Source organism: Actibacterium mucosum KCTC 23349, from assembly GCF_000647975.1.
Classification (GTDB): domain Bacteria; phylum Pseudomonadota; class Alphaproteobacteria; order Rhodobacterales; family Rhodobacteraceae; genus Actibacterium; species Actibacterium mucosum.
This window is the reverse complement of sequence record NZ_JFKE01000001.1, coordinates 292,568-318,840: the sequence shown is the minus strand read 5'-3', so window position 1 is coordinate 318,840 and position 26,273 is coordinate 292,568. Positions and strand designations below refer to the sequence as shown.

The 26,273-nt window shown below is 60.9% G+C and carries 20 protein-coding genes and 1 tRNA gene; 13 read left to right on the top strand and 8 right to left on the bottom strand.

The window, feature by feature from the left end:
* Positions 1-72 precede the first annotated feature (72 nt).
* The 9 genes from ACMU_RS01505 to iolB all read left to right on the top strand — a co-directional run bounded on the left by ACMU_RS01505 (position 73) and on the right by iolB (position 9,705).
* Positions 73-894 (top strand): MurR/RpiR family transcriptional regulator, encoded by an 822-nt coding sequence (locus ACMU_RS01505; protein WP_035255461.1) that lies wholly within the window; start codon positions 73-75, stop codon positions 892-894.
* A gap of 122 nt (positions 895-1,016) precedes the next feature.
* A complete protein-coding gene (locus ACMU_RS01500; RefSeq protein ID WP_035255460.1) occupies positions 1,017-1,964 on the top strand; it encodes a sugar ABC transporter substrate-binding protein in 948 nt (315 codons plus the stop codon).
* A 79-nt stretch (positions 1,965-2,043) separates the two neighbouring features.
* A complete protein-coding gene (locus ACMU_RS01495; protein ID WP_035255459.1) occupies positions 2,044-3,168 on the top strand; it encodes an ABC transporter permease in 1,125 nt (374 codons plus the stop codon).
* 1 nt (position 3,169) lies between these two features.
* A complete protein-coding gene (locus tag ACMU_RS01490; RefSeq protein WP_035255457.1) occupies positions 3,170-3,946 on the top strand; it encodes an ATP-binding cassette domain-containing protein in 777 nt (258 codons plus the stop codon).
* Positions 3,943-5,868: a bifunctional 5-dehydro-2-deoxygluconokinase/5-dehydro-2-deoxyphosphogluconate aldolase gene (locus tag ACMU_RS01485; protein WP_035255455.1), complete on the top strand. Its 1,926-nt coding sequence runs from the start codon at positions 3,943-3,945 to the stop codon at positions 5,866-5,868. Before ACMU_RS01490 ends, ACMU_RS01485 begins: the two co-directional genes overlap by 4 nt.
* Positions 5,865-7,691, top strand: a complete 1,827-nt coding sequence (gene iolD / locus ACMU_RS01480; protein ID WP_035255452.1) for a 3D-(3,5/4)-trihydroxycyclohexane-1,2-dione acylhydrolase (decyclizing) — start codon at positions 5,865-5,867, stop codon at positions 7,689-7,691. Before ACMU_RS01485 ends, iolD begins: the two co-directional genes overlap by 4 nt.
* Before the next feature lie 103 nt (positions 7,692-7,794).
* The gene (gene iolE / locus ACMU_RS01475) at positions 7,795-8,694 is read left to right on the top strand and encodes a myo-inosose-2 dehydratase (RefSeq protein WP_035255450.1); all 900 of its coding nucleotides are present in this window, start codon (positions 7,795-7,797) and stop codon (positions 8,692-8,694) included.
* Positions 8,694-8,891, top strand: coding sequence for a hypothetical protein (locus tag ACMU_RS01470; protein WP_035255449.1), 198 nt, complete (start codon positions 8,694-8,696; stop codon positions 8,889-8,891). The genes iolE and ACMU_RS01470 overlap by 1 nt, the downstream gene beginning before the upstream one ends.
* Complete coding sequence (gene iolB, locus ACMU_RS01465; RefSeq protein WP_035255448.1) at positions 8,884-9,705, top strand: 5-deoxy-glucuronate isomerase; 822 nt, start codon at positions 8,884-8,886, stop codon at positions 9,703-9,705. The genes ACMU_RS01470 and iolB overlap by 8 nt, the downstream gene beginning before the upstream one ends.
* Before the next feature lie 610 nt (positions 9,706-10,315).
* On the opposite strand, the gene ACMU_RS01460 is transcribed toward iolB, so the two are convergent.
* The 5 genes from ACMU_RS01460 to ACMU_RS01440 all read right to left on the bottom strand — a co-directional run bounded on the left by ACMU_RS01460 (position 10,316) and on the right by ACMU_RS01440 (position 14,765).
* Entirely contained in the window at positions 10,316-10,954 is a 639-nt protein-coding gene (locus tag ACMU_RS01460) for a GntR family transcriptional regulator (RefSeq protein WP_051587780.1), read from the bottom strand.
* Between the two features lie 18 nt (positions 10,955-10,972).
* Complete coding sequence (locus ACMU_RS01455; protein ID WP_035255446.1) at positions 10,973-11,791, bottom strand: sulfite exporter TauE/SafE family protein; 819 nt, start codon at positions 11,789-11,791, stop codon at positions 10,973-10,975.
* Between the two features lie 4 nt (positions 11,792-11,795).
* On the bottom strand, positions 11,796-13,112 hold the full coding sequence (locus ACMU_RS01450; RefSeq protein WP_201769856.1) for a TRAP transporter large permease: 1,317 nt from the start codon (positions 13,110-13,112) through the stop codon (positions 11,796-11,798).
* An 8-nt stretch (positions 13,113-13,120) separates the two neighbouring features.
* Positions 13,121-13,627, bottom strand: coding sequence for a TRAP transporter small permease subunit (locus tag ACMU_RS01445; protein WP_051587778.1), 507 nt, complete (start codon positions 13,625-13,627; stop codon positions 13,121-13,123).
* A 67-nt stretch (positions 13,628-13,694) separates the two neighbouring features.
* Positions 13,695-14,765 carry a TRAP transporter substrate-binding protein gene (locus ACMU_RS01440; protein ID WP_035255440.1) on the bottom strand — a complete coding sequence of 357 codons (1,071 nt, stop codon included), beginning with the start codon at positions 14,763-14,765 and terminating at the stop codon, positions 13,695-13,697.
* Between the two features lie 282 nt (positions 14,766-15,047).
* Here ACMU_RS01440 and ACMU_RS01435 point away from each other — a divergent pair, with 282 nt between their 5' ends.
* The gene (locus ACMU_RS01435; RefSeq protein ID WP_236626163.1) at positions 15,048-15,893 is read left to right on the top strand and encodes a polysaccharide deacetylase family protein; all 846 of its coding nucleotides are present in this window, start codon (positions 15,048-15,050) and stop codon (positions 15,891-15,893) included.
* Here ACMU_RS01435 and ACMU_RS01430 read toward each other — a convergent pair.
* Both ACMU_RS01430 and ACMU_RS01425 read right to left on the bottom strand, forming a co-directional pair.
* On the bottom strand, positions 15,890-17,479 hold the full coding sequence (locus ACMU_RS01430; RefSeq protein ID WP_328286648.1) for a gamma-glutamyltransferase family protein: 1,590 nt from the start codon (positions 17,477-17,479) through the stop codon (positions 15,890-15,892). The genes ACMU_RS01435 and ACMU_RS01430 overlap by 4 nt on opposite strands.
* A gap of 461 nt (positions 17,480-17,940) precedes the next feature.
* Positions 17,941-18,027, bottom strand: a tRNA-Leu gene (locus ACMU_RS01425).
* Positions 18,028-18,172: 145 nt separating this feature from the next.
* On the opposite strand from ACMU_RS01425, the gene ACMU_RS01420 reads away from it, so the two are divergent.
* Positions 18,173-19,153 (top strand): complex I NDUFA9 subunit family protein, encoded by a 981-nt coding sequence (locus ACMU_RS01420; protein WP_035256041.1) that lies wholly within the window; start codon positions 18,173-18,175, stop codon positions 19,151-19,153.
* Here ACMU_RS01420 and ACMU_RS01415 read toward each other — a convergent pair.
* The gene (locus tag ACMU_RS01415; RefSeq protein ID WP_035255437.1) at positions 19,150-19,953 is read right to left on the bottom strand and encodes an undecaprenyl-diphosphate phosphatase; all 804 of its coding nucleotides are present in this window, start codon (positions 19,951-19,953) and stop codon (positions 19,150-19,152) included. The two genes, ACMU_RS01420 and ACMU_RS01415, sit on opposite strands and share 4 nt — an antisense overlap.
* Positions 19,954-20,161: 208 nt before the next feature.
* Between ACMU_RS01415 and ACMU_RS01410 the strand changes: the two genes are divergently transcribed.
* Both ACMU_RS01410 and gltB read left to right on the top strand, forming a co-directional pair.
* Entirely contained in the window at positions 20,162-21,592 is a 1,431-nt protein-coding gene (locus ACMU_RS01410) for an NAD(P)-dependent oxidoreductase (RefSeq protein WP_035255436.1), read from the top strand.
* 54 nt (positions 21,593-21,646) lie between these two features.
* On the top strand, positions 21,647-26,185 hold the full coding sequence (gltB, locus tag ACMU_RS01405; protein WP_035255435.1) for a glutamate synthase large subunit: 4,539 nt from the start codon (positions 21,647-21,649) through the stop codon (positions 26,183-26,185).
* The last annotated feature ends 88 nt before the right edge of the window (positions 26,186-26,273 follow it).

Genomic DNA, 26,273 nt, shown 5'->3' with positions numbered 1-26,273 from the left:
TCTTGGAACTTTTATTCCATCTCGCCTATCCTATCTCGCAGGAATTCTGTCAACCCGAATTAGGAGACACCCATGAACAGCCGCCCCGCGCCAACCAGCATCGAGGGTTTTCACCACCGGCTTCAGGAGGTCTCGACCGATCTGCCCAAGCGTATGAAACAATGCGCGGAATACATTGCGGCCAACGCGGATCGCATCGCGGTGTCTACCGTTGCCGAGTTGGCGGAAGGCGCGGGCGTGCAGCCTTCGGCGATCATGCGGTTCTGTCAGGTCATGGGATTCGCCGGGTTTTCAGAGATGCAGCGCCTGTTCCGGACCGAGTTCGCGCCGGGTCTGCCGGATTACTCGACCCGTCTGCTAAACCTGCGTGAACGTGGGGCGGGCAGCCCCTCGGCCTTGTTGGCCGAGTTCGTGGATGCCGGCCGAACGTCGCTGGAAAACCTTTTACATACAGTGGATTCGCGCGTTTTGGACGAATCCGTTGCCACGTTGGCCAAGGCACGATTGATCCATGTGGTGGGTCTGCGTCGGGCATTTCCGGTGGCCACCTATCTGACATATGCCTTCGAAAAAATGGAAATCCCGGCGATGTTGCATGACGGGATGGGCAAGCTGGACCATCGCAATGCCATCACCGAAGGCGATGCGATTCTGGCCATAACCTTTGCACCCTACAGCCAGGAAACCGTTGATCTTGCATTAGACAGCGTTGCGCGCGGTCATCCCGTGGTGGCCATTACCGATACGGTGATGAGCCCCCTGCATGCCCCCGGCGTATTGCCGTTGTCGGTGTCCGAGGTTGATTTCGGTGCCTTCCGCGCGCTTTCTGCCACGCTTTCCCTTGCGATTACGCTCGCTGTGGCAGTTGGCGCGGCCCGCGACGAAAAATTATAGAATTTTCCACTTGCTTTCCATTCTATTTGGAATGAATATTCCATCCGTAGCGGGCGGCGGTGATTCCGCACCCGTGCGCTGCCCCCATGGGCAGTTTGAGGACTTAGGGAGGAATTCAAACTATGAACGCATTGATGAAGAAACTGGCGCTGGCCACAGCGATGGTTGCTGCGCCCTTCATGGCGCTGGCCGATGGGCACGCGAGCCAGAAATACATTCTGGTCAGCCACGCCCCTGACAGCGACAGCTGGTGGAACACCATCAAGAACGGTATTGCCCTGGCAGGCGACCAGATGGGTGTAGAGGTAGAGTATCGCAACCCGCCCACCGGTGACCTTGCCGACATGGCCCGGATCATCGAACAGGCCGCTGCGTCGGGCCCCAACGGCATCATCACCACGCTGGCTGACTATGACGTTCTGTCGGGTCCGATCAAGGATGCAGTCGCCTCGGGCGTTGACGTGATCATCATGAACTCGGGCACCCCCGATCAGGCCCGCGAAGTGGGCGCGCTGATGTATGTGGGTCAGCCGGAATATGACGCCGGTTATGCCGCTGGTCTGCGTGCCAAGGGCGACGGCGTTGGCTCGTTCCTCTGCGTGAACCACTACATCAACTCGCCCTCGTCGACCCAGCGTTGCCAGGGTTTCGCCGATGGTCTGGGTATCGATCTGGGCAACCAGATGATCGACAGTGGCCAGGACCCGGCCGAGATCAAGAACAAGGTTCAGGCCTATCTGTCGGCCAACCCGAACACCGACGCGGTTCTGACGCTGGGCCCGACCTCGGCAGACCCGACCCTGCTGGCGCTGGATGAAAACGGCATGGCCGGTGACATCTATTTCGGCACGTTCGACCTGGGCGACGAGATTGTCAAAGGCATCAAGGCCGGTGTCATCAACTGGGGCATCGACCAGCAGCCGTTCCTTCAGGCTTACCTCCCCGTGGTGGTTCTGACTAACTACCATCGCTATGGCGTTCTTCCCGGCAACAACATCAACTCGGGCCCCGGTTTCGTGACCGCGGACGGGCTGGAAAAAGTTGAAGCCTTCGCCGGCGAGTATCGCTGAACCATCCAAATCAGCCGGGGCGGCCAGTGCTTTGAGGGCTTTGGCCGCCCCTTTTCTGACCATCGGAGCCCATCGTCCAATGTCTGAGACACAACCCACCGCCGCAATGGCCGACGAGCGCATCAAGCAACGCTCGCGCCTGCGCGAAGCGATGATCCGGCCCGAGCTGGGTGGGATCGTCGGTACCATCGCCGTCTTCACCTTCTTTATGCTGTTCGCCTTCGACAGCGGCATGTTCAACAGCCAAGGCATCATGAACTGGAGCCAGGTTTCGGCTCAATTCATGATCATCGCCGTGGGCGCCTGCCTGCTGATGATCGCGGGCGAGTTTGACTTGTCTGTCGGCTCGATGATCGGCTTTGCCGGCATGATGATCGCCATTTTCAGCGTCACGCTGGGCTGGCCGGTCTGGATGTCGATCCTGATCACCTTTGCCATCTGCATCGCGCTGGGCGCGGTAAACGGGTTCATCGTGATCCGCACCGGGCTGCCCAGCTTTATCGTGACGCTGGCCTTTTTGTTCATCCTGCGCGGCTTCACCATCTATTTCCCGCAAACGATCGAGCGCAAAACCATCATCGGCGGCATCAAGGACGTGGCCGAGGGCGACTGGCTGGCGCCGGTCTTTGGCGGCAAGCTGTTTCCGGGCCTGTTCAACTGGTTCGGCGAGATCGGCATCGTCGACACGTTCGAACGCGGCACCCGCGCCGGGCAACCGGTGGTTGATGGCCTGCCAATGTTGATTGTCTGGGCGCTGTTGCTGGTGGTGTTTGGCCATGTCCTGCTGACCAAAACCCGGTTCGGCAACTGGATCTACGCCGCTGGCGGTGATGCCGAGGCAGCGCGCAACTCGGGCGTGCCCGTGGCGCGCGTGAAGATTCTGATGTTCATGTTCACCGCCTTCTGCGCCACGGTTTTTGCCACCTGCCAGGTGATGGAGTTCGGCTCGGCCGGTGCTGACCGCGGCCTGTTGAAAGAGTTCGAGGCGATCATCGCCGTGGTCATCGGCGGCGCGTTGCTGACGGGGGGCTATGGCTCGGTCATCGGGGCGGCCCTGGGCGCGCTGATCTTCGGTGTGGTTCAGCAGGGGCTGTTCTTTGCCGGGGTCGAAAGCTCGCTCTTCCGGGTGTTTTTGGGTGTCATCCTTTTGGGTGCCGTGATCCTGAACACCTATATCCGCCGCATCATCACCGGGGAGAAGTGACATGAATCCCATCATCGAAATGCGCGACATTCAGAAACATTTCGGCAGCGTTATCGCCTTGGCCGGGGTTTCGGTGGATGTCTTTGCCGGCGAATGTCACTGCCTTCTGGGCGACAATGGCGCAGGCAAGTCGACCTTCATCAAAACGATGTCAGGCGTGCATAAACCAACGGCCGGAGAGATCCTTTTCGAAGGCCAGCCGATGAACTTTGCCAACCCCCGCGACGCGATGGATGCCGGCATTGCCACGGTGCACCAGCACCTTGCAATGATCCCGCTGATGTCGGTCAGCCGCAACTTCTTCATGGGCAACGAGCCGGTACGCAAAACGCTGGGTATCCCGTTCTTTGACCACGAACAGGCCAATGACGTGACCATGGAAGAGATGCGCAAGATGGGCATCAACCTGCGTGGCCCCGATCAGGCGGTGGGCACATTGTCGGGCGGCGAACGTCAAACGGTGGCGATTGCGCGCGCGGTCTATTTCGGCGCCAAGATCCTGATCCTGGATGAACCCACCAGCGCGCTGGGCGTGCGGCAGACCGCCAATGTTCTGGCCACCATCGACAAGGTGCGCAAACAGGGGATCGGGGTTGTGTTCATCACCCACAACGTGCGTCATGCAATGGCGGTGGGCGACCGGTTTACCGTGCTGAATCGGGGTAAAACACTGGGCACCGCCAAGCGGGGCGAGATCAAGCATGAAGAGTTGCAGGACATGATGGCCGGTGGCCAGGAAATGGTGCAGCTCGAAGGAAGCCTCGGAGGCACCGTATGAAACCACTCGACGTCATCACGATTGGCCGCTCTTCGGTTGATCTTTACGGCGCACAGGTTGGCGGCCGGTTGGAGGACATGTCGTCCTTCAACAAATACCTTGGTGGCTCGCCCACCAACATGGCCGCAGGCACCGCGCGTCTGGGGATGAAATCGGCGCTGATCACCCGTGTGGGGGACGAGCATATGGGCCGCTTCATCCGCGAGCAGCTGGCGCGCGAAGGCGTCGATGTGCGTGGCGTCAAGACAGACCCCCAGCGGCTGACCGCCCTGGTGTTGCTGGGGATCCGCGACGAGGATCAGTTTCCGCTGATCTTCTATCGCGAAAACTGTGCCGACATGGCGCTGTGCGAGGATGACATCGACCCCGACTTTATCGCGCAATCGCGCGCGGTGGTGGCCACGGGCACCCATCTCAGCCACCCGCAGGTCGAGGCCGCAACGCTCAAGGCCCTGCGCCTGGCGCGGGAAACCGGCGCGCAAACCGCGCTGGACATCGACTATCGCCCCAACCTGTGGGGCGTGGCGGGCCATGGCGACGGCGAAAGCCGGTTTGTCGAAAGCGACAAGGTTACGGCCAAGCTGCAATCCACCCTGCACCTGTTTGACCTGATCGTCGGCACCGAGGAAGAGTTTCACATCGCCGGCGGCACCACCGACACCATCGCGGCCCTGCGCGCGGTGCGTGCGGTGACCGGCGCCACGCTGGTCTGCAAACGCGGGCCGATGGGCGCCTCGGCCTTTACCGGCGATATCCCCGATACGCTGGATGGCGGCCAGACCGGCCCCGGTTTCCCGATCGAGGTGTTCAACGTGCTGGGCGCGGGCGACGGGTTCATGTCGGGCCTTTTGAAGGGCTGGCTGGATGGCGAAGACTGGCCGACAGCGCTGGGCTATGCCAATGCCTGCGGCGCCTTCGCCGTCAGCCGCCACGGCTGCACCCCCGCTTATCCCAGCTGGGCCGAGCTGCAGTTTTTCCTGAACCGCGGTGTCAAGGAAAAGGCGCTGCGCAAAGATGCCGAGCTGGAACAGTTGCACTGGTCCACCAACCGTACCGGCGACTGGTCCTCGATGCGGGTCTTTGCCTTTGACCACCGCATTCAGATGGAAGACATCGCCGGGGCCACCGATGCCAAGATCGGCGCGTTCAAACAGCTGTGCCTGCAGGCCACCACGCAAGTGGCGCAGGGCCGTCCGGGCTATGGCCTGTTGTGCGACAGCCGCCTTGGCCGCGACGCGCTCTATCAGGCAGCCGGGCAGGGGCTGTGGATTGGTCACCCGGTGGAATGGCCCGGCTCGCGCCCGCTGACACTGGAACCCGAGATCGGCCCCGATTTCGGTGGCCTGTCCGAATGGCCCGCCGAACATGTGGTCAAGGTGCTGTGCTTTTACCACCCCGACGACAGCGACGCGATGTGCGCCGAGCAAGAGGCGGTGATCACCCGCCTGTTCCACGCCGCCCGCCGCAACCGGTTGGAGTTTCTCTTGGAGGTTATCCCCTCCAAGGTTGGCCCCGTTGCCGATGACACCACCGCGCAGGTGATACAGCGGTTCTATGATCTGGGCGTTTACCCCGATTGGTGGAAGCTGGAGCCGATGACCACGCCCGCCGCGTGGGACGCCACGGTCGACGCGATCACCCGCAACGACGCCAACACGCGCGGCATCGTGATTCTGGGCCTGGGCGAGACCGAGGCCAAGCTGATCAAAAGTTTCGACGTGGCCGCGCGCTATCCGCTGGTCAAAGGGTTTGCCGTGGGTCGCACCATCTTTGCCGACGCTGCCGCGGCCTTTATGGCCGACGACATCGCCCCCGAGGATGCCGTGCAGGATATGGCTGCAAAATTCGCCCGCCTGTGTCAGGCTTGGGACAACGCGCGTGCACCAGTATCGAACGCCCGCGTCGAGGGAGAAGTTGCATGAACACGATCCGTCTGACCGCCGCGCAGGCGTTGGTGCGCTATGTCTCGGCGCAGCTGAACGAGGATGGCGAGCCGTTTCTGGCGGGCTGCTGGGCAATCTTTGGCCACGGCAACGTCGCCGGTCTGGGCGAGGCTCTGTACGCCCACCGCGACAGCTTTCAGACTTGGCGCGGCCATAACGAACAGACGATGGCCCATGCCGCGATTGCCTATGCCAAACAGTCGGGCCGCAAACGCGCGATGGCCGTGACCTCGTCCATCGGGCCGGGGGCCACCAACATGGTCACCGCCGCCGCGCTGGCCCATGTGAACCGCATTCCGGTGCTGTTTATCCCCGGCGATGTCTTTGCCACGCGCGGCCCCGATCCGGTGCTGCAACAGGTCGAGGATTTTGGCGATGGCACGGTGTCGGCCAATGATTGCTTCCGCCCGGTCAGCCGCTATTTTGACCGGATCACCCGGCCCGAGCATCTGCTGACCGCGCTGCCCCGCGCCTTTGCCACCATGACCGACCCCGCCGATTGCGGCCCGGTCACGCTGGCCTTCTGTCAGGACGTGCAGGCCGAAGGCTATGACTGGCCTGTCAGCTTCTTTGAACCCAACATCTGGCACCAGCGCCGCCCGCGCCCCGACACCGGCGAACTGGCCCGTGTGACCGCCGCGATCGAGGCCGCGCAAAACCCCGTCATCGTTGCCGGGGGCGGGGTGCATTATTCGGATGCCTGCGCCGAGCTTCTGGAATTTGCCGAACGGTTCCAGATCCCCGTGGTCGAAACGCAGGCGGGCAAATCTGCCCTGCCTTGGGATCACCCGCTGAACATGGGCCCCGTTGGCGTGACCGGCGCGGCCAGCGCCAACACCGTCTGCGAAACCGCCGATCTGGTGCTGGGTGTTGGCACCCGGTTTCAGGATTTCACCACCGGCTCGTGGGCGCTGTTCAAGAACCCCGCCCGCACGCTGATCAGCCTGAACACCGCCGCCTATGACGCGATGAAACACGGCGCGCTGCCGCTGATGGCCGATGCGCGCGTTGGTCTGGGCGAACTGACGCAGGCGCTGGGCGACCGGCGCTTTACCGCGCCCTCTGGGGCGTTGAAAACCAATTGGTTCGCCGCCGTTGACCCGCTGACCGACGCCCCTGAGGAAGGCAACGCCCTTCCGACCGACCAACAGGTGATCGGCGCCGTGCAACGCGCCTCGGGCCCCGACACCGTGGTCATGTGCGCCGCCGGCACCATGCCCGGTGAACTGCACAAGCTGTGGAAAGCCCCGCGCCCCGGCGCCTATCACATGGAATACGGGTTTTCCTGCATGGGGTACGAGATCGCCGGCGCCATGGGCATCAAGATGGCCCAGCCCGACCGCGACGTGATCTGCATGATCGGCGACGGTTCGTACATGATGGCGAACTCGGAACTGGCCACCGCGGTGATGATGGGGATCAAGTTCACCATGGTCATCACCGACAATCGCGGCTTTGGCTGTATCAACCGGCTGCAAATGGGCACCGGCGGGGCCGAGTTCAACAACCTGCTGGACCACGCCCACCACGTGAACCCCTCGAATATCGACTTTGCCGCGCACGCGGCATCGATGGGGGCGGCGGCGGTCAAGGTCTCGACCATTGCCGAGCTGGAGGAGGCGCTGACCCGCGCCGCCGACGCCGATGGCCCCTTTGTCGTGGTGATCGACACCGATCCCTACCCATCGACACCCGATGGTGGCACGTGGTGGGAGGTTGCGGTGCCCGAAGTCTCGGACCGCGACGAGGTGACCGAGGCCCGCAAAGGATACGAGGCCGCGCTGCGGGCCCGTCTGAACTGATACGACATGGGCCGCGCCTGACGCCGGGTGGTTTACCACCCCCGGGAGGAAGGTCGGGCGCGGCCGGACCAGACCAGATGCACATACCAATGGGATACCCAACATGATCCTCTATGGAACCAACCCCATCGCCTGGGCCAATGACGACGACCAAACCCTGGGCGCCGACATCCCCACCGAACAGATCCTGTCCGAGGCGCGCGATATCGGCTTTGACGGCATCGAAAACGGCCATCGCTGGCCGCAGGATGACCCCGAGGCTTTGCGCGCCTTTCTGGGCGAATACGGTCTGAAATACATCTCGGGCTGGCACTCGCTGAACCTGCTGGTCAACGATGTCGAAACCGAAAAGGCCAATATCCAGCCGACGCTGGACAAGCTCAAGCACAACCATTGCGCTGTGTGCATCGTCGCCGAAACCTCGAACTCGGTTCAGGGGCTGGACGTGCCGGTGAACGACAAACCGGTGCTGGACGCGGCCGGAATGACCAAGTTCGGGGCAGATGTAGAAGAGATTGCGCAGTATTGCGCCGCGCAGGGCATCACACTGGCCTATCACCATCACATGGGCACCGTGGTCGAAACCCCCGCCGAGATTGACGCGTTTATGGCCGCCACGGGGCCTGCCACCAAAATGCTGTTCGACGCGGGCCATTATTATTTTGGCAGCAACGGTCAGGACCCAGCGCCCTTTCTCGCCAAATACGCCGACCGCGTGGCGCATTTCCATGCCAAGAACGTGCGGCCCGACGTGATGAAGCGTGTGCGCGGCGAAGGCCTGACCTTTATGGACGGCGTGCGCGCCGGCGTCTTCACGGTACCCGGCGACCCCGAGGGTGGCGTTGCGTTTGACCCGCTTTTGGCACAGTTGAAAGACGCGGAATACCAGGGCTGGCTGGTGATCGAGGCCGAACAGGACCCCGCCCGGCGCAACCCGTTCGAATACCAGTCGCTGGGCCTGAAAACCCTGCGCGCAGCGGCCGTCAAGGCGGGGCTGGTCTGATGTTCGACACCTCGCACCCTTGGCTGCGACCGCTTTGGGTGCGGGTGGCGATCGTGGCGTCCTGCGCGGGCTGGACGCTGTTTGAATTCATGCGCGGCTCGCCCTTTTGGGGGATGCTGTTCCTCGCGGCAGGGGCTGTCGCGTTTCACGGATTTTTCCTCGCCAAAACCGGCGATGACGGAGACAAAGATGACTGATCTTCTGCGCAAACCCACCGGCACTACCGGCAAGGTGCACGACATCACCGTGGCCAGCGCGCGCGGCCCGCAATCGCCCGATTGGGGCTATGTCGGGTTTGGCCTGTTTCGGCTGAATGCCGGTGAAACAGTGACGGAACCGACGGCCCAGACCGAGGTGATCCTGGTGCTGGTCGAAGGCAAGGCGCAGGTCACCGCCGATGGTCAGGATTTCGGCGAACTGGGCGCGCGGATGAACGTTTTCGAACAGATCCCGCCGCATTCGGTCTATGTGCCCAATGACACCACCTGGCAGGCCACCGCCACCACCGATTGCACCCTTGCGGTCTGCACCGCGCCCGGTCATGGCGGCCACGCCGCCCGCGTTCTGCCCACGCCCGAAAAGCTGACCCGCGGCAAGGGCGCCAACACCCGCTATATCTTCCCCATCGCGATGGAGGAAAGCGACGTCGCCGACAGCCTGCTGGTGACCGAGGTCTTCACCCCTCAGGGCAACTGGTCGTCCTACCCTCCGCACCGCCATGACGAGGATGACTTCCCCCGGATGACCTATCTGGAGGAAACCTATTACCACCGCCTGAACCCCGATCAGGGGTACGGCCATCAGCGCGTGTTCACCGATGATGGCAGCCTGGACGAAACAATCAGCCCCAACAGCCACGACGTGGTGCTGGTGCCCCGCGGCCACCACCCCTGCGCGGCGCCCTATGGCTACGAGATGTATTACCTGAACGTCATGGCCGGCCCCCGCCGCAACTGGCGGTTCGAAAACCATCCCGATCACGACTGGATCGCCCAACGCGACGCCGACTAAACGGCGCAAGCCTGTTCTGGTCTCTCAGCACGCCGGGCACTTTGCCCGGCTTGTTGCGTTGCCGGTCGGCGTCGCGGTTGAATTTTGGGAAACCTGGTGCCCAGAAGAGGATGGGAGAACGTGTATTTTCTGTTGTTTTACAGTGGCTTGATCGCGAACTGCGGCGTGTATTCCGGCGGTAGGTCGTATGAGCATTGGCGTGGAGCGGACTTGCGGCCGGAGTATGGATTAGAGAAGTGAACCGTGATCGACAACGTGGGCGGCGCGCAGACATTTTCTGCGCTCTGCTCAGAAGGCAAATATGTTCTCTTTCCGGACTTATGCAGGAACCGCTTTTGCTGACATAGCACCTGTTGCGATAGAGCGAGAATGCATCAATGCAGACATCTGGCGCTGTGAACGTTGATACCAGGAGCGTGTTTATCTGCGCCGTTTCAAAAAGTGTGCGACGCGTTCCCAATCGTTGTTCTGGCGAACTTCGCATATTGCGCAATACGCCGAAAAACGGACCCACTTCGCATCAAAATCGCACAACGCACAACCACCGCTATGGGCACTATTGCGAACAAGCCAAGCTCACCATCATACAAATCGAAGCCACAACAGATGCTCAGGATCGGGCTTTGGAAAACGACAGCTTCGCACCCTCCAGATGCCGACGAAGCGCTTCCTGGGTACCTGCCTTGTTGCGCGTTGCCAGAAGTTGGACAATGACGGCATGTTCGCGATTTGACATCTGTAGTCTTTCAACCCGAAACAGCTGGGTTTTGCGGAACGGGGCCAGTTTGATACGCATGTCATGCGCCATGGCAGACAAGTCTTCGTTGCCGCAGCTTTTGTATATCAAAGAATGAAAATCCAGATTGATTGCTTCGTAGTCGCGCGAGGCATTTTGCGCCGCCATTTCGGACATGCGAAGATGCATGCGTTCAAGGCGGTTCAATTCGTCTTCGCGAATGCGCTCTGCGGCCAGCCCTCCGCAAAGGGCCTCCAACTCCGCCATGGCCTCGAACATCATGTCGATCCGATCGGTATCCAGGTCGCGCACGATGACGCCCTTGTACGGCAACCTTTCCACAAGCGAGCGGGACGCGATGTTTTGCAAAGCCTCACGCACCGGCGTCCGCGAAACGCCAAAACGGGCAGCGATCGATTGCTCACTCAATCGCGTGCCGGGTGTCAACTCACCTTTCAGGATCTCTTCTTCCAGAATGTCGGAAATCATCTGGCTGTGAACGCCCTTGAGCATCTGCGTCCCTTCTATGACCTACAAAACACTAACAAACATCCTTGCGGCGGTCAGCGCAAGAAAGGCCGCGAAACCACGTTTGACCCAGGCGGGCTCTACCTTGTGGGCCAGTCGCGCACCGACGGGGGCCAGATACATTGTAATCGGGATGATCAACAAGACCGCCGGTACGCTTACATATCCAAGTGAAAACGGCGGACGTCCCGCCACGCCTGCGCCGGAGACAAGGAAACCGATGGCGGCTGGACCCGCGATCAGAAGGCCCATCGCTGCCGAGGTTCCCACGGCCTTTTTGACAGGAACAGAATAGGCGCTTAGGACCGGCACCCCCAACGTGCCGCCACCGATCCCCATCAACGATGAGGTCAGGCCTATCCCGCCGGCGATGGCTGCATTTGCGGACAACCGGGTTGGCAACTGATCCGCAATTACCAAAGGCGAGCTGCGCAGAAAGTTTATCGACACCAACACGGCAACCACTGCGAAAATCAGCGTGAGCGTATCGGGATCAATATAGCGTGCCAACAATCCTCCGGCCAAGGCGCTGAGCGCAACAAACGGCCCCCAGCTTTTCAGGATTGGACCAAGGACATACCCTTTACTGTGATGTGCGCGGGCAGAAGACACCGCAGTAAAGATGATCGTTGCAAGCGATGTCGCCACCGCCATATGCATTGCCAGTTCAGCGGGAAACTGGATGAACCCGAACATCCAGACCATGACCGGAACCAGAACAATCCCACCACCGACCCCAAGAAACCCTGCCAAAAGCCCGGCGACAACCGATGCCATCACCAGACCGAGGGCCAAGGGCGCATATGTGGCGAACAGCTCCATGCCCTTACCAACCAATGGCTTTTGGCAACCACGTGGCAATTCCCGGAACATTGAACAACAGCAAAAGCGCAACGGCCTGAATGGCAATGAACGGCATCACGCCTTTGTAGATCACCCCTGCTGTGACACTTGGCGGCGCAGACCCTTTCAGAAAGAACAGCGCCCAGCCAAAGGGTGGTGTCAGGAACGAGGTTTGCAGGTTCAACGCAATCAGTGCCGCCAGCCAGATCATGTCAGTTCCCTGCTCTATGAAGAATGGCAGCAGCAAAGGCAGGGCGATATAACTGATCTCGATCCATTCGAGAAAAAAGCCCAGCACAAACAGCAGCAGCATCAGGAAGATCAGTGCGCCGGTCTCGCCGCCAGGAAGAAGGTACAACATATCCTTGACCAGGTCCTCACCCTGCAACCCTCGGAACGCGATGGCAAAGACCTGGGCCGCCACGAGGATGAAGAAAATCATCGCAGAAATACGGAGCGTCCCATGGGCCGCCTGCCAGATCATCGGGATCGTCAAACGCCCATACAGCGCTGCGATGATGATCGAGAAAACAGCCCCCACGCTGGCGGCTTCAGTCGGGGCGGCGATCCCGCCGATGATCGACCCGAGCACACCTCCGACCAGAAGCAAAGGAGGCGACAGGGACAACACGGCTTTCTTTGCGAGCGGCCAGCCACTGAGGCCCTGACGCTCTTTTTCGGGAATGGGCGGCATCAGGTCGGGGCGGATTTTTCCGTAGACGATAATGAAACCGATATAGAGCCCAGCCAGCAGCAGACCCGGCATCACCGCAGCCGCAAAAAGAGTGCCGACACTTTCGCCCATGATATCGGCTAACAGTATCAGCACCAGCGACGGCGGAATGATCTGACCCAATGTCCCGGAAGCGCAGATTGCACCGGAGGCAAGCCCCGGGTCGTATCCCCGGCGTAGCAGAACCGGCAGCGTCAGCATGGTCAAAGTCGCGACCGTTGCGCCCACGATACCGGTCGAGGCACCCATAAGGATCCCGACGATGATCAGCGCAATCGCCATACCGCCATTAAGCCGGCCCGAAAGGCGCCCGACGACTTCAAGCATGTCTTCGGCTACGCGGGACTTTTCCAGCATGACGCCCATGAAAACAAAGAGTGGGATCGCGACAAACTCGTACTTTGTAACAACACCATAGATGCGCGAAGGCACGAGGTTGAACAGGAACTCGCCAAAGCCGAACCAACCAAAAATGAAACCGGCCACGGCAATCCCGATGCCAACAGGAATGCCTGCGATCAGCAGCAACATAAACCCAAGGATCAGCCCGAGGGCGAGCAATTCCATAAGAGGCATCAGTCTGTGCTCCGGATAGCATTGAGGGATCGAATGGCATTGGCGGCGCATTGCAATGCCAACAATGCAAAGGCGATGGGCAAAAAGCCCTTTAGCGCCCAGCGGCCGGGCAATCCGCCGGGGTCAGGCGAACCTTCGAGTAGTGAAAAAGAGTTTTCGACAAAGCCGGTCGAGTACCGGATCAACAACAGGGCCACAGCAGCGCCCAGGACCATGGAAACAAAGTCTATCCAATGGCGCGCTTTTGGCGACATTTTATCGTAAAGCATGTCCACGCGCACATGCCCCTTTTCGAGCATAAGCACGACAATCCCCAACATGGCTGTCGGAACCAGAAGGTGCCATTCCAACTCCTGCATCCAGACCGGCGCGTTTCCGATGACGTAACGTCCGGCGACATTGCAGAAAACAAGCGCAACAAGCGCAAGAAGAAGCACAGATGCGATATGGCTTATCAGCCGTGTCATTGCGTCGATGAAATCAGCGAAACGCAGGGCAGCGGTCATAGGGGGACTCATATTTTCAAGGGAAAAGCAGGCTCGGCAACGACAAGCTGCCGAGCCGTGATGTTGGTCAGCGCAGCTCGGAATGCCACACTTTTTCAGAGGCTTCCGCCCAGACATCGTGGCTTGCTTTGAAGGCGAAGTAATTGTCCATCACCTTTTTGAAGAGCGGATCAGCGGCACCCATCTCTTCGTAGACAGCCGTCATTTCGGTACGCAGTGCCTCGACGACATCCGTTGGCAGGGTGCGCACCTCGGTGCCGTTTGCCTTGAACTCCTGCAGCGCGGCGGCGTTGTTTGCCTCGCCCCAGCTATGCGAGATCACGTTGCACGCGGCAGCGCAGTTGCTCACGATGGCTTGCAGATCCGCAGGCAGCGTTTCCCACGCAGCTTTGTTGATCGTCAGCTCGGTCACCGTGGTCGGTTCGTGCCAGCCTGTTGTGTAGTAGTACTTGGCGGCATTGTTCAGACCCATGACCTTGTCCATCGCAGGGCCAACCCATTCGGCCGCATCAATGACGCCACGCTCAAGAGCTGGGAAAATTTCCCCGCCGGGCAGCAGCTTCACATCTACGCCGATGCGGGAATAAGCTTGCCCAGCAAGTCCCGGTACACGCAGCCGCAAGCCTTTCATGTCTTCGATCGAGTTGATCTCTTTGTTGAACCAACCGGTCATCTGCACGCCAGTCGCACCAATGGGCATGGCAACCAGACCAAGCGGTTCATAAACCTCGTTCCACAGGTCAATCCCGTCCCCGATGTAGAACCATGCGTTTTTGCCTTGGGTCGACATTCCAAACGGTACAGCGCCAAAGAACTGCGCCGCGGGCAACCGTCCAGCGCCAAAGTAGGATACCCAGGCGTTCATCTCGACGATGCCCTGACGGGCGGCATCAATGCCTTCGAATGCGGGCACCAATTCGCCTCCATTGAAGACCTGAATGTCCAGCCGACCATCGGACATGGCCTTCACACGGGCCGCGAAATCTTTCAGCGAGCCTGGGCCATTGGAGTAAAAGGGCGCCCCTGCGGGAAAGGCGGTTGTCATCTTCCATTTAAAGCTGCCGCTGCTTTGTGCCACGGCGGGTGCTGCAAGGGTACCGGCCACACCGGCCGTTGCAAGAAAGGCGCGTCTGTCCATGAGAGCTCTCCTAGATCGTATACAAAATGCGCCTTCGGCGCGAGCTTATGGATTAAATTCGTTAAAGAAACTAAAATTGTACACAATCTTGCAGCCGCTCAATTGGCCTCGGCTTTCATCAACAGCGACAGAATTGGTGAAGCCTTGGGCAGGCCGCGCGTTGCTACGCACCAAAAAGGAGCAGGTTTTGGACTTTGCCACTGCAGGCATGCAGGAACACTCTGAACCCACGTAAGGTGATTCTTGATGCAAATTAATCAACACGACCGCTACCCATTCAGCATGATCACAGAGCGCCAGAGCTATCGGTGGCCGGGGGGCAAGGGGCTTGCCGTATATCTGGGCATGAACCTGGAAGTTTTTTCTTTTGGTGACGGGCTTGGGGCAATGCTTGCCCCCGGTGGCCCACAACCGGATGTGCTCAACTATGCATGGCGCGATTATGGGAACCGCGTCGGTGCGCCTCGTTTGATTGAACTGTTCGACCGTTTAAAACTGCCCTGCACCGCGCTGGTTAATTCTGAAACCTATCGGCTGACCCCGGGGCTGGCGGAGATTTTTGCCGCACGGGGCGACGAGATTGCAGGCCATGGGCGCACCAATGCGGAACGACAGGGTGTGTTGGCTGAAGCGGAAGAAAGAGAGCTGATCGCGCAGGCAACCAACGAGCTGACACAACGCCATGGCATTGGTCCGAAGGGATGGCTTGGCCCTTGGATTTCGCAAAGCCACACAACGCCTGATCTGTTGCAGGAAGCTGGCTATGAATACCTGTTGGACTGGTGCCATGACGATCAGCCGACATGGATGAAGACCCGCAATGGCCGGATCCTTTCGGTCCCTTATCCGCAAGAGCTGAACGACATTCCGCAGATTGTTGGCCGCCAGCGCGAAGGCAACGAATTTGCAGACATGATCATCGACGCGTTCGACGTCATGCTGGAAGAAAGCAAATCCCGTCCGCTGGTGATGGGGATCGCCCTGCATGGATATCTCATGGGCCACCCGCATCGGATCAAACACCTTGAACGGGCGTTGCGCCATATGCAGCACCATTCCGGGGATCAGGTCTGGTGGACGACGGCGGGTGCCATCAACGACCATATCCGCCAGAGCGTCGCGCCTTAGATCGCAAGCGCAGCTCCGTCTGACCTTGGGTCGGTGGCGGCCTCTGTCTGGCCATCGGGATGAGCAACGACAGCGCCTGCCTGCCCCATCAACGGATCACATGGCCGCACAACATCCACCGTGTGACCGGCGTTTTCCATTGCGGCAATCAGTTCGGGGCCAAAATCTTCTTCCAGTTTCAAGCTGGTCGACTCTTCCCCCCAGGACTTTCCCAACAGCCAGCGGGGACGGCAAATCGCGTCTTGCAGGGGCACCCCAAAATGCGCGTAGCGGCTGAAGACGGCCGCCTGGGTTTGCGGCTGGCCTTCGCCGCCTTGTGTGCCATAGGCCATCACGCGGCCATCGTTCAATTCAGCCATCGCCGGGTTCAACGTGTGAAATGGCAGACGCCCCGGAGCCAGGCCACGCAGGCCGTCGTCCAACAGAAAATCGGCTCCCCGGTTCTGGAACATCACCCCCGTCTCCGGGCAGACGACAGCCGAGCCGAATTCCCAGAACAGCGATTGAATAAAGCTGACCACCGTGCCGTCCCGGTCGACCGCGCCCATCCAGATCGTGTCTCCGTCCCTGGGCGTTTCGGGCCATGACCTTGCGTGGGCAAGATCAATCGCCCCGGCCATGTCATCCAGCGCGGCATCGCTCAAAAGGTCCTGCGCATCGCTTTGCATCAGACCCGGATCACCCAATTCGCGGTTGCGCATGAGGTAAGCCTGTTTGATGGATTCAACCAAGCCGTGGATATGCTCGGGGCTTTCAGGGCGTTGCGGGTCAATTCCCAGGCGATCAAATGTGCCCAGGATGGCAAGCGACGCCACGCCCTGCGTCGGCGGCCGCGTGTTGTACAGGGTGCCCCAACTTGTCTTGATCTGAAGTGGGTCTTGCCTTTCGGGCGCGTAGCTCTCGAAATCTGACAAGCAAATCGGGCTGCCGATTTCTGCTAGAAACCCGGCATGGGTTCGCGCCAGGTCACCCTTGTAGAAGCTGTCGCATCCCTCTGCCGCCAGGGTTTCCAGGGTTCCCGCCAACGCCTCCTGGCGCAAACGCCATCCAGGTGACGGCGCGGCGCCATTGTTCAGGAACACCTCGGCGAACCCGGGCTGGTCTTTAACCTGGTCCAGCTTGGCTGACGTCATCTCGGCCTGATGTCGGCTCATTGCAACGCCAGCGCGGGCGTGGTGGATCGCAGGAGCAAGAAGATCGGCCAACGCCCAACGTTTCGCTGCCGGCACCATGGACAACGCCATTTGCCATGTACCGACTGCACCGGGCACGGTAACAGCTGCCAACGGACCCCGCGCAGGCAATGCGTCGGTTATACCTCTCTCTGCATACCAGTGACGCGTCGCTTTTGCACCGGCCCCGCCGCATCCAGCGATGGTTACGGGCGCTTCGCCGCGGCGCTTGATCGTCCAAAAAGCATCCCCGCCAAGCCCGTTCATATGCGGGTACACGACTGCAATCGTGGCTGCGGCACACACCATTGCTTCGATGGCGGTTGCACCTTCCGCCATTGCCGTATGACCAGCAAGGCTCGCCAAACGATGCGGCGCGGTCATGGCCTGGGCATATCCAAGAGATGTTTCCACGTGTTGCTCCTGATTTTGCGCGTGGCGTCAGCGGACTTGCAGGCATTCCAAAACAACGATGATGTTTCACCGTCAATTTTTTCATCTGTCCTATTTGACGCCCCTGCCGAAATGAAGGCTGTCTGCTGCATTTAGTTTCGACCATCCGGAAACGGCGCAAGCTTTGAGCACATTCCAACGCTCACGTTGTCTCTCATTCGAAAGGCAAAATTTGTGAAGCTTAAGTTGCTCCCTGAAATTCGGACTCTGACACAAGGTCCAGTTTTTGCAGCGTCGGGCTTTACCAAGCCTTGTTCAATTAAGGACCACTCAACAGCAGCCTTCCCCAACGTTGCCTGTCTTTGCGCGTTTCAGGTAAGGCAATCCAACGACGGTCTCATGAACGCCACACCAACATGTGGAGCGATTGTGCAGTGGTTTTCACACCAACACCATGAAAGCATAACGATTTCGATTGAATATGGTGCCCAGGAGAGGACTCGAACCTCCACGTCCATACGGACACTAGCACCTGAAGCTAGCGCGTCTACCAATTCCGCCACCTGGGCAGGTGTCGTGAGGGCGGGATTTAAAGGCCGCGCCGGGTGGGGTCAAGCGCCTTTTTCAAAGTTTTTGCCGTGACACCATATCCGCTTGTTTGACAGGGCCTCTTTGCGATAATCAGGCACAGAACGAATGGATGGAGGCCCGGCCATGGCCAAGCTGGTAACAATCTACGGCGGATCTGGATTTGTGGGGCGTTATATCGCCCGGCGGCTGGCAAAGGACGGCTGGCGCGTGCGCGTTGCGGTGCGCCGCCCCAACGAGGCGGGCTTTGTGCGCACCTATGGTGCCGTCGGCCAGGTAGAGCCCATCCTGTGCAACATTCGCGACGACGCGTCGGTCGCGGCGGCCATGACCGGCGCCGATGCGGTGGTGAACTGTGTCGGTATCCTGAACGAGCATGGCAAGAATCGCTTCGACTCCGTGCAGGTCGAAGGGGCCGAGCGTGTGGCGCGCTTGTCAGCTGTTGAAGGTGTGGCGCGTCTGGTGCACCTGTCGGCCATTGGCGCCGATGCGGATGCCGAAAGCGACTATGCCCGCACCAAGGGCGAGGGCGAGGCCGCGATTCTGGCCGCGCGCCCCGATGCCGTCATCCTGCGCCCCTCGGTCATCTTCGGGGACGAGGATCAGTTCTTTAACCGGTTCGCCTCGCTGTCGCGCCTTGGTCCGGTTCTCAAGATCGTCGGTGGCGACACCAGGTTTCAGCCCGTCTATGTAGACGATGTGGCCGCCGCGGCCGTGGCTGCCATCGAAACCGATGCGGCTGGCACTTATGAGCTTGGTGGCCCCGAGGTCGACACACTGCGTGGCCTGATCGGCGACATGCTGAAGATCGTGCAGCGCCGCCGTCTTGTCATCAACCTGCCCTTCTGGGTTGGTTCGATCATCGGGTTCAGCTTTGACATGGCGCAGGTCTGCACCGGTGGGCTGTTCAACAACGGCATCCTGACCCGCGATCAGGTACGCAACCTGCGCAACGACAACGTAGTGGCCGACGATGCCAAGGGTCTGGCCGATCTGGGCGTAACCCCCACCGCGATGGAGGTTGTTCTGCCGACCTACCTGTATCGTTTCCGCAGCGGCGGGCAGTACAACGCCATCAAGGACAGCGCCAAGAACCTGCGCGCCTAAGTATAGGCATAAATCAACAGCACCACGCCCAGGATCACCCGATAGATCACGTAGGGCGTGAAGCTGACACTGCGCAACAATCGCATCATCAGAACCAGCGCCAGCAGCGCCGCGATGAAGGCAAAGAATGCCGCAATTGCGCCGTCCCGCGCGGCGGCGGCATCGGCCGTGGCCACAACCTCGGCCCCCAACAACGCGCCCGACGCGATGATCGTAGGAATCGACATCAGCATCGCCAACCGCGCGCCATCGGCCCGTGTGTATCCCAGTTGCCGCGCCGCGGTGATGGTAATGCCCGACCGCGACGTGCCGGGGATCAGCGCCAGCGCCTGCCACAGCCCCATGATAACGGCGTGTTTGAACGACCAGTCGGCGGCCTCGTGTTCATGCTTGCCGGTTTTGTCGGCCCAATACAGCACGATCCCGAAGATCAGCATCGTCCACCCGATCACGGCAACAGACCGCACCGCTTGATCCAGCCCCGTCGCCTTCAAAATCAGCCCAAACAGGATAACCGGGACCGTCGCCACTGACAGCAACAGCACCAGCCGCGCAGCCTCGGTTGACGTGCGCCCGGTCAGCAGATGACCCACCCCGATCACGCATTTGCGCGTGTCGGCGTGGAAATACAGCATCACGGCGAACAAAGTGCCCACATGCACGGCCACGTCTATCACCTGGCCCTGGTCCGCGTTTCCGGTCAGATTCGGCAACAGCACCAGATGGCCGGATGACGACACCGGCAGAAACTCGGTAACGCCTTGAATAATGGCGACAAGCAGAAGATAGGTTAAATCCATGTCGTATTCTCGTATTTATGCCGAACCCGTTTAAATCCAATGGGTTGGCCTATTTTAGGTCACGCTTGTTTACTTTATTGGAGAAAAAATCCGGAGAGATTGGATTGATTTATCGCACTTTTCCTATATTAGGTCAGCGTTGCTGACTTTATATCTCTCCCTTATCTCTGTATAGCACGACGCCTGACGACCTTGGAAGGATTTGGAAATGGCAAAACAAAAGATGTTGAAGTTTGTCGATCTTGGCCGGGAAATGCCGACCAAACGCGCGGCAGACGGCCGGACCCAGGATTTCCTTGAAATCTATGGCGACTTTATCGAGGCCAAGGCCGAAGAACAGGCCAGCCGCTGTTCGCAATGCGGTGTGCCCTATTGTCAGTCGCACTGCCCGCTGCACAACAACATCCCCGACTGGCTGCGCCTGACCGCCGAGGGTCGTGTCCAGGAGGCCTATGAGCTCAGCCAGGCCACCAACACCTTCCCCGAGATCTGCGGCCGCATCTGCCCACAGGACCGTCTGTGCGAAGGCAATTGCGTGATCGAACAATCGGGCCACGGCACCGTGACCATCGGCGCGGTCGAGAAATACATCACCGACACCGCCTGGGCCGAGGGTTGGGTGAAACCCGCAACACCCTATGCCGAGCGCGAGGAAAGCGTGGGCATCATCGGCGCCGGCCCCGGGGGCCTTGCCGCCGCCGATCGTCTGCGCCGCGCCGGCATTCAGGTCACCGTCTATGACCGCTATGACCGCACCGGCGGGCTGATGACCTATGGCATCCCCGGCTTCAAGCTGGAGAAAGAGGTGGTCATGCGCCGCCACGAACAGCTTGAGGCCTCGGGCGTCACGTTCGTGCTGAACTGCAACGTGGGCGAAGACATCTCGTTCGCCGATATCCGTGCACAGCATAACGCCGTGCTGATCGCCACCGGCGTCTACAAGTCGCGCGACCTGCAAGGCCCCGGTTCGGGTGCGGCGGGTATCGTGCGCGCCATCGACTATCTGACCGCCTCCAACCGCAAGAACTTTGGCGACGACGTGCCGGAATACGACTCGGGCGAGCTGAACGCCGAGGGCAAGCGCGTGGTGGTCATCGGCGGTGGCGACACCGCGATGGACTGTGTACGCACCGCGATCCGTCAGGGCGCGACCAGCGTCAAATGCCTCTATCGCCGCGACAAGGCCAACATGCCCGGCTCGCAGCGTGAAACCCAGAACGCCGAAGAGGAAGGCGTGGAATTTGTCTGGCTGTCGGCGCCCAAAGGCTTTGCCGGTGATCCGGTGACCGGCGTGATGGTGCAGAAAATGCGCCTGGGCCTGCCCGATGCCTCGGGCCGCCAAAGCCCCGAGGTGATCGAAGGTGCGGACTATGTCGAAGACGCCGATCTGGTGATCAAGGCCCTGGGGTTCGAGCCCGAGGATCTGCCCGCCCTGTGGAACGAACCCGCGCTGGAGGTCACCCGCTGGGGCACCGTCAAGGCCGATTTCCGCACCCACGAAACCGCCATGCCCGGCGTGTACGCCGTGGGCGACATCGTGCGGGGTGCCTCGCTGGTGGTCTGGGCCATCCGCGATGGCCGCGAAGCCGCCGACGCCATTGTGGGGCAGCTGACCCAAGCTGCCGTCGCCGCCGAGTAACACCAAGATACGCAGCGGGGCCTGCCCCCGCGCCATCCAGGAAAGGATGATGACATGACGAAATTCGACGCCGAATGGCTGCAGAACGAAGAAGCCAAACGCGCCTATATGGCCGAACACGGGCTTTACCGCGAAGACGATGAACATTCGTCCTGCGGTGTGGGCCTTGTGGTGGCCATCGACGGCAAACCCAGCCGCCAGGTGGTGGAAAGCGGGATCAACGCGCTCAAGGCGATCTGGCACCGCGGCGCGGTCGATGCCGACGGCAAAACCGGCGACGGCGCCGGCATCCACGTGCAGATCCCCGTGCCGTTCTTTTACGATCAGATCCGCCGCACCGGCCACGAACCGCTGACCGATCGCCTGATCGCCGTGGGTCAGGTCTTTCTGCCCCGCACCGATTTCGGCGCGCAGGAAACCTGCCGCACGATCGTCGAGGCCGAAGTGCTGCGCATGGGGTATTACATCTATGGCTGGCGCCATGTGCCCGTGAACACAGAGGTTCTGGGCGAAAAAGCCAACGCCACCCGCCCCGAGATCGAACAGATCATCATCTCGAACGCCAAGGGCGTGGATGAAGAAACGTTCGAGCGTGAGCTGTACGTGATCCGCCGCCGGATCGAAAAAGCAGCCGCTGCCGCTGGTATTGGCGACATGTACCTGTGCTCGCTCAGCTGCCGTTCGATCATCTATAAGGGCATGATGCTGGCCGAGCAGGTGGCCGAGTTCTATCCCGATCTCAAGGATGAACGCTTTACCTCGAACTTCGCCATCTATCATCAGCGTTACTCGACCAACACCTTCCCGCAATGGTGGCTGGCGCAACCGTTCCGCATGCTGGCCCATAACGGCGAGATCAACACCCTGAAGGGCAACGTCAACTGGATGAAAAGCCACGAGATCCGCATGACCTCGGCGGCGTTTGGCGAATATGCCGACGATCTGAAACCGATTGTCAGCCAGGGGTCGTCGGATTCCGCCGCGCTGGATGCGGTGTTCGAGGTGATGGTGCGCGCCGGTCGGAACGCGCCGATGGCCAAGACGATGCTGGTGCCCGAAAGCTGGTCCAAGCAGGCGGTTGAGCTGCCGCAAAGCTGGCGTGACATGTATTCCTACTGCAACTCGGTGATGGAGCCGTGGGACGGCCCCGCCGCGCTGGCCATGACCGATGGCCGCTGGGTCTGCGGCGGGCTGGACCGCAACGGCCTGCGCCCGATGCGCTATGTTGTGACGGGTGACGGTCTGCTGATCGCCGGGTCCGAGGCCGGCATGGTGCCCACCGACGAAGGTTCGGTTGTAGAAAAAGGCGCGCTGGGCCCCGGTCAGATGATCGCGGTTGATACGGCCGAGGGCAAGCTGTTCCACGACACCGAGATCAAGGACCAACTGGCCGCCAGCCAGCCCTTTGGCGATTGGGTCGGCAAGATCACCGAGCTGGACAAGGCGCTGGCCGAGGTGGACGAGAAACCGATCTATGAAGGCGCCGAACTGCGCCACCGTCAGATCGCCGCCGGCTATTCGATGGAAGAGCTGGAACAGATCCTTCTGCCGATGGCCGAGGATGGTAAAGAGGCCATCGCCTCGATGGGTGACGACACGCCGTCTGCGGTGCTGTCCGAGAAATACCGCCCGCTCAGCCATTTCTTCCGTCAGAACTTCAGCCAGGTCACCAACCCGCCCATCGACAGCCTGCGCGAATACCGGGTGATGTCGCTGAAAACGCGGTTCGGCAACCTCAAGAATGTGCTGGACGAAGACAGCAGCCAGACCGAGATTCTGGTGCTGGAAAGCCCGTTTGTCGGCAACGCCCAGTTCGACGAAATGGTGGCGCAATTCAACGCGCAGATGGTGCTGATCGACTGTACCTTTGCCGCCGATGGCGATGCCGACGCGCTGCGTGCCGGTCTGGCCCGTATCCGCGACGAGGCCGAAGACGCCGTGCGTTCGGGCGCCGGTCACATCATCCTGACCGATCAGGCGCAGGGTGCTGACCGCGTGGCCATGCCGATGATCCTGGCGACATCTGCGGTGCATTCCTGGCTGACCCGCAAGGGCCTGCGCACGTTCACCTCGCTGAACGTCCGCTCGGCGGAATGCGTTGATCCGCATTACTTCGCCGTTCTGATCGGCTGCGGTGCCACCACCGTCAACGCCTACCTGGCCGAAGACAGCCTGGCCGACCGCATCAGCCGCGGCCTGTTGGAGGGCACCCTGACCGAGGCCGTGGCCAAATACCGCGATGCGGTTGATTACGGCCTGCTGAAAATCATGTCCAAGATGGGCATCTCGGTCATCTCGTCCTATCGCGGCGGCCTGAATTTCGAGGCCGTCGGCCTCAGCCGCGCCATGTGTGCCGAATACTTCCCCGGCATGCACTCCCGCATCTCGGGCATCGGTGTCAGCGGCATCCAGCGCAAGCTGGAACAGGTGCACGCGCTGGGCTTCAAGGGCGGGGCCGACGTGCTGCCCATCGGTGGCTTCTACAAGGCGCGCCGGTCGGGCGAGAAACACGCCTGGGAGGCGCAGACCATGCATATGATGCAATCGGCCTGCGACCGCGCCAGCTATGAGATGTGGCAGAAATACTCGGCCGCGATGCGGGCCAACCCGCCGATCCACCTGCGCGACCTGCTGGATATCAAACCCATCGGCCGCCCCGTGCCGATCGAAGAAGTGGAATCGATCACCTCGATCCGCAAGCGCTTCGTCACACCCGGCATGTCGCTGGGCGCCCTCAGCCCCGAGGCACACCGCACCCTGTCGATTGCCATGAACCGCATCGGCGCCAAGTCGGATTCCGGGGAAGGCGGCGAAAGCCCCGAGGATTTCACCCCCGAACCCAATGGCGACAACGCGTCGGCCAAGATCAAACAGGTGGCCTCGGGCCGTTTCGGTGTCACCGCCGAATACCTGCTGCATTGCGAAGAGCTTGAGATCAAGGTCGCCCAGGGCGCCAAACCCGGCGAGGGCGGCCAGTTGCCCGGCATGAAGGTCACCGACCTGATCGCCAAGCTGCGCCACTCGACCAAGGGCGTGACCCTGATCAGCCCGCCGCCGCACCACGATATCTACTCGATCGAGGATCTGGCGCAGCTGATCTATGACCTCAAACAGATCAACCCGCGCTGCAAGGTCACCGTGAAACTGGTGGCCTCGTCCGGCGTCGGCACCATCGCCGCCGGCGTGGCCAAGGCCAAGGCCGACATCATCCTGATCTCGGGCCATAATGGCGGCACCGGCGCCTCGCCCGCCACGTCGATCAAATATGCCGGTCTGCCGTGGGAAATGGGCCTGACCGAGGCGCATCAGGTTCTGGCGATGAACAACCTGCGCGACCGCATCACGCTCAGAACCGATGGCGGCCTGCGCACCGGGCGTGACATCGTCATGGCCGCAATGATGGGGGCCGAGGAATACGGCATCGGCACCGCCGCGCTGATCGCGATGGGCTGTATCATGGTGCGCCAGTGTCAGTCGAACACCTGCCCCGTTGGCGTGTGTACGCAGGACGAACGCCTGCGCGACAAGTTCACCGGCAATGCCGACAAGGTGGTGAACCTCATCACCTTCTACGCCCAGGAAGTGCGCGAGATCCTGGCCCAGATCGGTGCCCGGTCGCTGGACGAAGTTATTGGCCGCGCCGATCTGCTGACGCAGGTCAGCCGGGGTTCGGCGCATCTGGACGACCTTGACCTCAACCCGCTGCTGATCACCGTCGATGGCGCGGCTGACATCGTTTACGACCGCGACCGCGAGCGTAACGCCGTGCCCGACACGCTGGACGCGCAGATCGTCGCCGATGCGGCCCGGTTCCTGCAGGATGGCGAGAAAATGCAGCTGTCTTATGCGGTGCAGAACACCGACCGAACAGTGGGCACCCGCATCTCCAGCCACATCGTGCAGAACTTCGGCATGCGCAACGCGTTGCAGCCCGACCACCTGACCGTCAAGCTGACCGGCAGCGCCGGGCAGTCGCTGGGCGCGTTCTCGGCGCCGGGTCTGAAGATCGAGGTATCGGGCGACGCCAACGACTATGTGGCCAAGGGCCTGTCGGGCGGCACCGTTGTGGTGCGCCCGCCGATGCGCTCGCCACTTGTGGCCGCCGAAAACACGATCATCGGCAACACGGTGCTTTATGGTGCCACCGACGGCTACCTCTTTGCCGCCGGGCGCGCGGGCGAACGTTTCGCGGTGCGCAACTCGGGCGCCAAGGTGGTGATCGAGGGCTGCGGCTCGAACGGTTGTGAATACATGACCGGCGGTGTCGCGGTGATCCTGGGCAGCATCGGCGCCAATTTCGGCGCCGGCATGACCGGTGGCATGGCCTATCTTTACGATCCCGACGGCTCGGTCCGCGCCATGATGAACATGGAAACCTTGGTCGCCAGCCCGGTCGCCCATCCCCATTGGGAGGGACAGCTGCGCGGGCTGGTCGAACGCCACGCGGCCGAGACCGGCTCGATCAAGGCCGCCGATCTGCTGCAGCACTGGGATATTGAATGCGGCAATTTCGTTCAGGTCTGCCCGATCGAGATGCTCGACAAGATCCCCCATCCGCTGTCCTCGGACGCCGAGGCCGTGCCGGCCGAATAACGGTTACGGATGGGTAAACAACGATGGGGCGGTGCCGCGGGTGCCGCCTCAATTCTTTAAACTTCGGCGACTTCTGATGCGCGAAACT